This is a genomic window from Okeania sp. SIO3B5 (genome assembly GCF_010692555.1).
Classification (GTDB): domain Bacteria; phylum Cyanobacteriota; class Cyanobacteriia; order Cyanobacteriales; family Microcoleaceae; genus Okeania.
The window spans coordinates 1-11088 of record NZ_JAAHHG010000334.1; the positions used below are offsets into that span (position 1 = coordinate 1).

The window sequence follows — 11088 nt, forward strand, 5'->3', positions numbered from 1 at the left end:
CTATCAGCAACAAGACTCTCTCATATAGGACAGTGTTTAAATTAACAACTGACTTTAAGGGTAAGGAAGCCAAATTTTGTAGTAAGACAATTAATAAGGCTTTTATCCTAAATTAAAAGCAATAGCTGATAGCTGATGGCTGACTGCTGAATGCTTACGTAAGGCTTTTATCTAGAACTAAAAAGAAGCAATAGCTGATAGCTGACTGCTGAATGCTTACACTATATCTAAGTCACATTTCAATCTAATACTAAACAAATTAATAATCATCTTTGCATAATTGTATATTTGAGCGATAATGATTGAAGAATCGTTTACATCTATACTCAAATATGAAGTATATCCCCTTTGTTTTAATGAATCTTTCTCAGAAACTTTATGGAATTTTGAAGTCTTTGCAACGTAAATTAGGATTAGAAACAGCAGAAATTGATGATAGTTCAGAAAGTTTAATTCGAGAATATGGTATCTTTATATTCCTCTTTGGAATTTTATTTTTGTTCGTAGCGTATCAAAGTTGGGCAAGTAATAAAGATAAGTAATTTTTGTTTGAGTACTTACCAATAGATAATTCTAATTGGTAATTAATTCATTAAATTGAAAGCCTCTCCTGATAATTAATTATTGCGCTCAAAAATAATTATCCATTATCCATTATCCATTATCCATTATTCATTATTCATTATTCATTATTCATTAATGAACGTTGACCTTGAAAAATCTGTTCAACTGTCAAATTCAATTCCGGAAAAATTAAAGACTTATTAATCAAATCTTTTCCTCTAAATTGTTGTACTTGATATTCTCCATTGAGAAGCTGATAAATAGAAATAGTTGGTTGTTTGGTATTCCCAATGAAACGAACACCTCCTATTCCTAAATAATCAACAATCCAATATTCACGAATACCCATTGCTTCATAATCAATTAGTTTATAACCATAATCATCACGCCAATTAGTACTAACTACTTCAACAACTAAAGGAATTGATTCTCCATGAATAAGGGTTGATTTATCATTCCATAATGGCTCATTAATCAAATTTTGGCGGTCCATAATTAGTACATCTGGATTATAGCCAGTTTCTTTATCTTTGAGTTTGATTAATGCTTTTTGAGGAATACGATAGGGTAATTTCATCCTCATGTATTCTAGGGTTAATTCTTGAATAAGAAATCCAGTAATATCTTCATGTTTGCCTGTGGGTTGCATTTCAATAATTTTGCCTTCGTGTAATTCATAACGTCTACTTTCGGGTAACCATTCAGTAAATTCATCAAAAGTTATTAGTTTTTGTAATAATTGAACCATTTTCAGTTATCAGTTATCAGTTATCAGTTATCAGTTATCAGTTATTAGTTATCAGTTATTAGTTATTAGTAAAATCTGGGTTGGCGGTGCGTTACATTTCATTAACGCACCCTACTGGACTGTTTCAGCTCTTGCTTTTTCATGGTTTTAAATAATATTTATGGGCAAAAATATCCTCAATACAGAAAAGAAGTAGGCAAATTTTATAGGATTTAATATCGCAATTATAAGTAGGGTTTGCTGAAAAAGTCTTATGGGTTAGGGTAGGAGACAACCCACCCCTAACCCCTCCCAGGAGGGGAAGACAGGAGACAGGAGAAAAGAGAATTTAGAGGAGGTAGGAGCTAAGTTTTGTCCCTTGATTTTTCTGCCAAACTATGCGCCTAAAATACTAACTTTTTGAGCGTGAAGAGCTGAAACAGGCGCACTTTTTTCGACTCCAAAAAGGCTAAAGCCTTTATCTGTAAATACCTTTAGATTTAATCAGCAAGCCCTAAGTAGAGAGGCACAAATAAACATCATTATTTAACGAAATTTTGAAGCAGTCGAAACTCTTGATATTTCTTCATTTCAGTTATCAGTTATCAGTTATCAGTTATTAGTTATTAGTTGTCAGTAAAATCTGGGTCTTTCATTGGTTGTGCATTGTAATTATTTTTGTGACGAAACACCGTAGTGGGAGCATCTTGCTCCCGTACCAAGAATTTTTTATTCCTATCTACCATTAAGCGAGCAGGACTACCAAAAAATTATTATTTGCCCACCCTACGAATTTACTTATAAGTTATAAGGTGCGTTGCAACGCACCCTACAATTGCTTTTAAATTTACTGAAAAATTCAGGTATAAAGCCTCTCCATTAATTAAGAAGAGGTAATTCTAAATTCTAAATTCTAAATTCTAAATTATTTAACCTCTTCCTTCCTTTAAAACGATCGCCTCCAATTAAAGAACTTCTCCAACATATTTTGCTGCCATAAATTCTTGGCATATTTCTGTTTTTTCAACAATAAACCAGCCTTACTATTTACCTCAGATAAAGTCGGATAAATATGAATTCCAGTCAAAGCAGAAACAGGTAACTTATTCGACATTGCCAAAACAATTTCATGGATTAATTCACCAGCAGAAATACCAACTAAATGCGCCCCTAAAATTTCTCCATTACCCCTAGTAATAATCTTACCAAATCCAGTTGTAGCCGCCTCAGCTTGAGCGCGGTCTACACCAGAAAAAGGCTGCTTCAATACACAAACATCATCTCCAAAACGCTCCCTAGCTTGCTGTTCTGTTAACCCTACCCTTGCCAATTCTGGGTCAGTAAAAGTTGCCCAAGGAATAACCCGATAATTAGCTTTACTAATGGGAAAAAATAAGGCATTTGTTAAAGCAACAACCGCTTCATAACCAGCCACATGAGTAAACTGATAACCACCAATTACATCACCACAAGCATAAATTTTAGAATTAGTAGTTTGCAACTTTTCATTAACAATAATTCCCTGCTTTCCTACCTCCACACCAGCAGCATCTAAATTCAAAGATTCTACATTTGGCAATCTACCACCAGCAACTAAAATTTCATCAACTATAATATTTTTTCCACCTGCCGTAATTACTTTTTTCCCATCAACAACCTCTACTTTTTCCGCCCTAACTTCCTTCAAAATATTAATACCTTCCGACTCAAATTGTTCCTGTACAACTTGAGCAGCTTCCGGTTCTTCCTTCGGTAAAATATGACTTCTACTAGAAATAATAGTCACATTACTACCAAGACGAGAAAAAGCTTGACCCAATTCACAACCAATCGGTCCAGCACCAATTATTGCCAAAGAATTTGGTCTTTCTTGTAGAGAAAATACCTTTTCATTTGTCAGGAAACCAGCAGAATTTAACCCCTCCACAGATGGAATTGCAGGTCTAGAACCCGTAGCAATTACAAATGCTCTAGCAGTTAATTTTTTACCATCAACTTCAAAAGTTTTGCGGTCTATAAACTTACCTTCTCCAAAAATAACTTCAACACCTAAACCTCTAAATCTTTCTGGAGAATCATGGGGTTGAATATTATCTATTACTTGCTGAACATGACCAGTTGCTTTAGCAAATTCGATTTCTGGAGGTTGAGTATAAATGCCAAACCTAGAAGCATTTTTTACTTGATAAGCAACACGAGAAGCATGAATTAAAGACTTACTAGGAACACAACCAAACCACAAACAATCACCACCAAGACGGTCCCGTTCTACTAATGCTACTTTAGCTTTAAGTTGAGCAGCAGCAGAAGCTACAACTAAACCTCCAGAACCACCGCCAATAATCACAATATCATATTCAACTGCCATAATTTTACCTCTATAAAAATGGGAAATGAAAAGAAGGAAGAAGCAAGAAGGAAGAAGGAAGAAGGAAAAATTTGCTTATGGATAGTCAACGAGAGGCCACTTCGTGTCTTAGTCTTATAACTCCAAACAATTTTAAGCACTCCTATTGAGGGTCTTACAGGAATTAGGTTTTTAACAAAGAGGCGAGTAATCATTTTTATTCAGTATAAAATTTCCACAAAAATGTACTTTATTTATACAATAAATGCTTCAAAACTTCTCCCTCTCCCCACACTCCCCACGCTCTTTTACATCAAAGGTAAAAAAACCTACTACAAGATGGCGGAAATAATTGACCAGTTACAAAATCCTAAAACAATTACAAATCAAAAATGATTGACTTTTAACTTCCGCGTAGCGGCACTACCCTTGTAAACCATTGACAGTGGGGTATAAAACCCGGCACATAAAAGATGATTCAGAGTAAAATTATCTACTAAAAGCAGATTAATAAATAGCTTTAATATCAAAAAAAATACGATATTTAGTAGTATTAATTAGTGGGGAATATCCCATAAAAGCAACTCCGCATCTTCAAACTCTTTCAAATCTCAAATCCAATAATTATTTATTAAACCCTCAAAATCTTAGTCAAGTATGAGAAACTACTGAAGATTAATTAAGAATCGATCAAATCAACAAACTGGGTCCATCTCAATTTTTAATAAAGCCAAAAATTTATCGCTTTTAGGCAACAACTCATCTGGCAACAGCTCATCTGGGAATATATAGGAAAAAAGTATTTTTGCAAATATGAGATGTACCCAACAAACTATTAGACATCTCCAGAAAAGAGGGAGTAAGGAGTAGGGATTCATTAATGGATAATTACCTCTGCCTAAAAGGGAGAGGATTGACCAAGAGAAGAAAAAATTTTCCTTTGAGTCAATCCTTTTATTTTCAAAGAGAGGTAATTATTAAGTAAGTATTTCCTCCGGAATGCTGCGCAAACAGCTCTTAGCAGTCAGCACTTCAACAAATAATAAATAATTCCTTCTCAGGTTGAAGGAGCATACCTTGGCAGTAACTTTTAATTCTCTCTCAATTGTTCAATTGCTTTGACCTCCTACTCTCATAAATAGCTGATAGCTGATAGCTGATGGCTGAATGCTTACATTATTAATTATTAATTGTTGAAACTTGTTCTACAGTCGGTGTTGTAGTTGTATCATCTGTAGGATTACCGAAGAATTTCCGACTAATCCAATAGGTTAAAATATGAGATAATAAGCCAAAAGGTCCGGCAAACAAACAAAGAATTATTGAGTGGACAGTCCAAACACCAGTACGTTGTCCTTCCCAATAAATCCAACGACCGACAAATAAATCCATGACCAGAAAATGAATCCATCCTGTTGCTGCAGCAGATTCTTTGGAGAAGAATTTAGCAATATCTGGCAAAGTAGGATTGGATAAAGCAGCGGCAGATTCAGGGGTAATACTACTTATTAGTAGGTAAAGATAAAGGATTGCTAATAATACAAACGGAATAAAAGATTCCATGATTTTGCGAGTAACTTTCCAGTTAGGCAAAAATATTATTAATGCCCAAAATGGTAATACAAATAAGTTAGCACCGTTGAAAATTAGATCGATTGTCATTGTTAGTTATTGACTCCAGTAGGAGTAAGAAAATGTTGAAAGAACTTTTAAATAAATGTTATGCCATTTCGGCAAAAATGTCTCTAGGGACTATAGCTATGATTATCATTATTAGTATCTATAATTTGCCTGGAGCTGCAATAAGGTTAAAGAACCGGGAATTTTATACCAATAATCAGACAAATCCCCGACAGAATATATTAGCTCAAATAGAAAATATGAACATCAGTATGAAATTAGTTTCCGCTAATAATAGATTTGCCTTTCAACTATTTTCAGAAATTCAAAAATCACAATCAAATGAAAATATTTTTATCTCTCCGAGCAGTATAGCGATCGCTCTATCAATGACCTACAACGGTGCCGAAGGAAAAACGAGAGATGCTATGGCTAAAGCGTTAAATTTTCAGGGAATGAGTTTAGAAGAAGTTAATCAGGCAAACAAAGAATTAGGCATTTTATTAAATAGTTTAAATCCAGACATTAAATTAGATATTGCTAACTCAATCTGGACGAAAAAAGGAATGTCTTTTGAGCCAAAATTTCTGCAAAGAAATCAAAACTTTTATCAGAGCAAGGTAAGCGAAATAGACTTCGAGCATCCTAGAAGTCCTGAAATTATCAACAATTGGGTCAACGACATTACTAAAGGAAAAATTGATAAAATCATCGAAAAACTCGAACCTAATACAGTAATGGTATTGTTAAATGCTATTTATTTTCAAGGCAATTGGGAGCAAAAATTTTCAGAAGATTCCACAAAAGAACAACCTTTTTATCTACCGAATGGAACAAAAAAACAACATCCAATAATGTTTCAATCATCTAGATACTTATATTACGAAGATGAAGAGTTTCAGGCAGTGAGTTTACCCTATGGAGAAGGACGAGTAAGTATGTATATATTCCTTCCCAAAGAAAAAGTAGGATTAGACAAATTTTACCAAATTTTAAATGAGGAAAACTGGGAAAATTGGATGCTGCAATTTTACTATTGTAAAGTAAATCTAGGCTTGCCAAAATTTAAAACCGAATATGAAATTACCCTCAATGATGCGTTGAAATCTTTAGGAATGGAGATAGCTTTTAACAAAAATAATGCTGATTTTTCTGGGATGCGTTCTATTCCACCAGAGTTATATATAGATGAAATTAAACATAAAACATTTGTTGAAGTTAATGAAGCAGGAACAGAAGCGGGAGCAGCAACCAGTATAACTATGGGAGTAAGAAGTGTAGAAATACCTGTTGATATGTTAGTCGATCGCCCCTTCTTTTTGACAATTAGAGATGATGATTCTGGCACAATTCTATTTATGGGAGAAATTACAAATCCAGAAAATTAGAGTGCATCTCAATTTTGAACAAAGCCAAAAAATTATTATCGCTTTTAGGCAACAGCTAATCTGGCAACAGCTCATCTGGGAATATATAGGAAAAAAGTATTTTTGCTTGCTATGAGATGCACCCGAAAATTAGAAAAAAAGGAAATAGGGAACAACAATGATATTGAATATAGACATGATTTAAAAATTAGTTTTTGCTAATAACAAATTTGCCTTTCAACTATTTTCAGAAATTCATAAATCCCAATCAGATGAAAATATTTTTATCTCACCAATAAGTATAGCGATCGCTCTATCAATGACCTATAACGGCCCTCGGGGAGAAACTCAACAAGCTATGGCTAAAACTCTAAATTTTCAGGGTATGAATTTAGAGGAAATCAATCAAGCAAATCAAGAACTAGGAATTTTATTAGATAGTTTAAATCCTGAGATTAAATTATATATTGCTAACTCAATCTGGATTCAACAAGGACTACCTTTTTATCAGAGTTTTGTGCAAATCAACCAAGAATTTTATCAGAGTCAAGTCAAAGAAATTCTAAGTATAGAAATAATCAATAATTGGGTCAAAGATAAGACTCAAGGTAAGATAGAGAAAATCATTGAACCAGATGATCGCAGTATTGATATGGCGTTATTAAATGCTATTTATTTCAAAGCTGATTGGCAACAAGAATTTTCAGAAGATTATACTCAAGAAATGCCTTTTTATTTGCCCAATGGAACGTGAGCATTCAGCTATTAGCTGTCAGCTCTCAGCTCTAATAAGGGGATTTTAATATATAGACTGTTTCAGCCAGCTTTTATAGTAAAATTTAATTCTCACTCAATTAGTAAAGCTTTTATCTATAACTAAAAAAAACAATAGCTGATGGCTGATAGCTGACGGCTGAATGCTTACAATGGAACTGAAAAACAACATCCAATTATGTCTCAATTATCAAGACATTTATATTATGAAAATGAAAATTTCCAAGCAGTAAGTTTGCCCTATGGAGAAAGTAGTGTAAGTATGTATATATTTCTCCCCAAAGAAGAAACAGGATTAGAGGGATTTTATCAAATTTTAAATGAGGAAAACTGGAAAAAATGGATGCAAAAGTTTGACTATTGCAAAGTTGATTTAGGTTTGCCAAAATTTAAAAATGAATATGCAATTACTCTCAATGAGACGCTGAAATCATTAGGAATGAAAATCGCTTTTGAAGACAAAGCAGATTTTTCTGGAATTAGTTCCGAACACTTACATATTACTGAAGTTAAACATAAAACATTCGTTGAAGTGAATGAAACTGGAACAGAAGCAGCGGCAGCTACCAGTGTAATAATGTCAAGAAGTATACAAAGAGAAATAGTTTTTGAGATGTTAGTTGATCGCCCCTTCTTTTTGACAATTAGAGATGATGATTCTGGCACTATTCTATTTATGGGAGAAATTTCAAATCCAGAAAATTAGGGTACATCTCAATGCATGAATAAAGCCAAAAATTTATCGGTTTTAGCCAACAGCTCATCTGGCAACAGGGAATATATAGAAGCCATTTGGTATCTTTAGACTGCGTAAAATTGATGTAGTCAAAAAATATATCCAAATTGATAGAAGTACGTTACGTTTGCGCGATAGAATTCCGTTCCACTACGCGATAAAACTACGTTACGCTAGCGCGATAGAATTCCGTTCCACTACGCGATAAAACTACGTTACACTAGCGTGATAGAACTCCGTTCCGCTACGCGATAAAACTACGTTACACTAGCGCGATAGAACTCCGTTCCGCTACGCGATCGCACTTCCACTCACTAATTATTTTTTTCATTTTAAAAAGCACCTACGCAGAGCGAATTACTTACCTCAAAAATACACGAAAATTTCTTCACAAGCAACCACCCTATATTTCTTATATATCAAGACTTTTAATAAATGGCCAAGGAAACCCCGTTTGCACTCAAATTATCCCTATTTTTCCCCCTAAATAGCTCATTTGAACTTTTTTGGAAAAATTGAGTTTAAATTCCAAATATATTTGACAATATTTTATAAGCTTAATTTATACAAATGTTTTTTTAACCAATTATGAAACCTTAAAAAGCTGACAGATAAAGCTTTTCAGAAGAGAAAACAGGAAGTATATTTTCTATAGAATCCATTCTTTATCTCTTTGAATGTGTCTGGTATCTTAGCTAACCATAAGCTGGCTAAATCAGTTAGCAGATAGTGATTTTATGAGTTTAGAAGACAGCTAGAATACAAGTGTCAATGGTACGACTGTGAATTAGTAGTAGTAGACAGATTTTTTCCATCATCTAAAACTTGCTCTAAAGGAAAAAGTATTTTTGCAAATTACTGAAGTTAAACATAAAACATTCGTTGAAGTGAATGAAACTGGAACAGAAATGATGTTGATTTCCATGTTTTTAACCCCAGAGAAAACAGGAAAAGATTTGTCTCATGCTCTGGAGCTTGGTAATCCGTAATAATTCAAGATGTTTCACAAAATAATATCTGAGAAATTTTCAGATATTAACTTTCATACTTTTACTAAACTCAGAGCAGTAAAATAGTAGATAATTCTTTGAATTTGGTATGATTGTATTAGCAAAAATCCTCAGCATTTCCTGCGGAATACTGCGCAAACAGCTATTAGTTATCAGCGGTCAGCAATAAAAATCAAATAAGCTATTATTGTAAGTATTTCCTGCGGACTGCTGCCCAAACAGTTCTTAGCTTTTTAATAAATCAAGCAAGCATTCGTTTAACTTCTATTACATTTTTAATCAGAGAATAACGCACAAGAACGACGAGTTTAAGTTCAATTAATACAATTATGGTAAGCATTCAGCCATCAGCTATCAGCTATCAGCTATTCCTTTTAGTTTACGATAAAAGCTTTATTAATTAGGGCTTGCTGATTAAATATCACGCGCATTGACTGATATTGCTTTCAGCCTTTTTTTGCCTTTAAAAAGTGCAAGGTTTTTGGCTGTTTTTGCCTCAAAATGCTAATACTTTTCTTCTGAGTATCAAAAAAATTGGCCGTAGCAGATAGTCTAAACTGTTCCCAGTTAAGTATTCCCTGTTCCCTATCATCACAATCAGACTTTTGAGCGCAAACCCTAATTATCTTACTAGAAAAGTTGGCTCTCTTGCCCTTAAATTCTATATTAATTTAAACACTGTTCTTAAGGAGAGAGTCTTGTTGCTGTTTGCGCAGCATTCCGCAGGAAAAGCTGACTGCTAATAGCTGAATGCTTACCAATTATGTAACAGGAAATGTAGGTGTTTCTCAAGAGCTGATAACGCAGTTCCTCTGTAAGAGGCTAGCTGACTGCTGTTTGGGGAGCATTCCGTAGGAAATGCTTAATCCTACCCAAAATCGGAGATATAAACATGATTGAAAAATTAGTTTCTGCTAATAACAAATTTGCCTTTCAACTATTTTCAGAAATTCAAAAATCCCAGGCAAATGAAAATATTTTTATCTCACCCATTAGTATAGCGATCGCTCTATCAATGACCTACAATGGCGCTGCTGGAAAAACTCAAGAAGCTATGGCTAAAACTTTAAACTTTCAAGGAATGAGCTTAGAAGAAATCAATCAAGCAAATCAACAATTAGGAAATTTATTAGATAGTTTAAATTCAGACATTAAGTTAAATATTTCTAACTCAATCTGGACTAAAATAGGAATACCTTTTGAGCAAAACTTTCTACAAATAAACCAAGAAATTTATCAGAGTCAAATCAGAGAAATTGACTTTGAAAATCCTCAAACCCCAGAAATTATCAATAATTGGATAAAAGACAATACCAAAAGCAAAATCGAGCGAATAATTGACACCCTAGATCCTGATTCAGTCATGGTATTGTTAAACGCTATTTATTTTCAAGGAAACTGGCAAAAAGAATTTGATAATTTTTCTACCCTAGACCAGCCTTTTTATCTATCTAATGGAATAGAAAAACAACATCCAACAATGTTGAAATTATCTCAATATTCATATTATGAAAATCAAACTTTCCAAGCCATTAGTTTACCTTACGGAGAAGGTCGCGTCAGTATGTATGTATTTCTCCCCAAAGAAGAAATAGGATTAGAAAAATTCCATCAAACTTTAAACGAAGAAAATTGGGAAAATTGGATGCTAAAGTTTGAATCTCAAGGAGTCACATTAACTCTACCCAAATTTAAAAATGAATATGAAATTACCCTCAATGACGTATTAAAAACTTTAGGAATGGAAATAGCTTTTGACAGAAAAACAGCAGATTTTTCAGGAATGCGTTCTATTCCACCAAAGTTATATATTGATGAAATTAAACATAAAACATTTGTAGAAGTAAATGAAACAGGAACAGAAGCAGCAGCAGCTACCAGTATAATTATGCCAGTAGCAAGTTCTATGATGATAAGTTTAAATATGTTTGTTAATCGTCCCT

The 11088-nt window shown here is 33.6% G+C and carries 8 protein-coding genes and 2 pseudogenes; 7 read left to right on the plus strand and 3 right to left on the minus strand.

Annotated features, from left to right (window positions below):
- Nucleotides 1-332: 332 nt before the first annotated feature.
- Complete coding sequence (locus tag F6K54_RS30700) at nucleotides 333-542, plus strand: hypothetical protein (RefSeq protein WP_202219114.1); 210 nt, start codon at nucleotides 333-335, stop codon at nucleotides 540-542.
- 140 nt (nucleotides 543-682) lie between these two features.
- On the opposite strand, the gene F6K54_RS30705 is transcribed toward F6K54_RS30700, so the two are convergent.
- The 3 genes from F6K54_RS30705 to F6K54_RS30715 all read right to left on the minus strand — a co-directional run bounded on the left by F6K54_RS30705 (nucleotide 683) and on the right by F6K54_RS30715 (nucleotide 5300).
- A complete protein-coding gene (locus F6K54_RS30705) occupies nucleotides 683-1312 on the minus strand; it encodes a Uma2 family endonuclease (RefSeq protein WP_293086347.1) in 630 nt (209 codons plus the stop codon).
- 925 nt (nucleotides 1313-2237) lie between these two features.
- Nucleotides 2238-3659 (minus strand): NAD(P)/FAD-dependent oxidoreductase, encoded by a 1422-nt coding sequence (locus tag F6K54_RS30710; protein WP_293086350.1) that lies wholly within the window; start codon nucleotides 3657-3659, stop codon nucleotides 2238-2240.
- Between the two features lie 1158 nt (nucleotides 3660-4817).
- Nucleotides 4818-5300: an ABA4-like family protein gene (locus F6K54_RS30715; protein ID WP_293086353.1), complete on the minus strand. Its 483-nt coding sequence runs from the start codon at nucleotides 5298-5300 to the stop codon at nucleotides 4818-4820.
- 32 nt (nucleotides 5301-5332) lie between these two features.
- Between F6K54_RS30715 and F6K54_RS30720 the strand changes: the two genes are divergently transcribed.
- The 6 genes and pseudogenes from F6K54_RS30720 to F6K54_RS30745 form a co-directional block, all read left to right on the plus strand.
- On the plus strand, nucleotides 5333-6646 hold the full coding sequence (locus F6K54_RS30720; RefSeq protein WP_293086356.1) for a serpin family protein: 1314 nt from the start codon (nucleotides 5333-5335) through the stop codon (nucleotides 6644-6646).
- A 208-nt stretch (nucleotides 6647-6854) separates the two neighbouring features.
- Nucleotides 6855-7379: pseudogene (locus tag F6K54_RS30725) on the plus strand (serpin family protein); the annotation flags it as partial.
- A 159-nt stretch (nucleotides 7380-7538) separates the two neighbouring features.
- Nucleotides 7539-8105, plus strand: coding sequence for a serpin family protein (locus F6K54_RS30730; protein WP_293086364.1), 567 nt, complete (start codon nucleotides 7539-7541; stop codon nucleotides 8103-8105).
- Nucleotides 8106-8880: 775 nt separating this feature from the next.
- A pseudogene (locus tag F6K54_RS43280) lies at nucleotides 8881-8997 on the plus strand (zinc ribbon domain-containing protein); the annotation flags it as partial.
- The gene (locus F6K54_RS30740) at nucleotides 8984-9124 is read left to right on the plus strand and encodes a hypothetical protein (protein ID WP_293086359.1); all 141 of its coding nucleotides are present in this window, start codon (nucleotides 8984-8986) and stop codon (nucleotides 9122-9124) included. The pseudogene F6K54_RS43280 and the gene F6K54_RS30740, both read left to right, overlap by 14 nt.
- 913 nt (nucleotides 9125-10037) lie before the next feature.
- Nucleotides 10038-11088: serpin family protein (locus F6K54_RS30745; RefSeq protein WP_293086361.1), on the plus strand; the 1051-nt coding region annotated here is incomplete at its 3' end.

Coding starts and splice junctions, on each gene's coding strand:
- F6K54_RS30710 (WP_293086350.1), bottom strand. CDS start 3,659: ATGGCAGTTGAATATGATATTGTGATTATTGGCGGTGGTTCTGGAGGT.
- F6K54_RS30705 (WP_293086347.1), bottom strand. CDS start 1,312: ATGGTTCAATTATTACAAAAACTAATAACTTTTGATGAATTTACTGAA.
- F6K54_RS30715 (WP_293086353.1), bottom strand. CDS start 5,300: ATGACAATCGATCTAATTTTCAACGGTGCTAACTTATTTGTATTACCA.
- F6K54_RS30700 (WP_202219114.1), top strand. CDS start 333: ATGAAGTATATCCCCTTTGTTTTAATGAATCTTTCTCAGAAACTTTAT.
- F6K54_RS30720 (WP_293086356.1), top strand. CDS start 5,333: ATGTTGAAAGAACTTTTAAATAAATGTTATGCCATTTCGGCAAAAATG.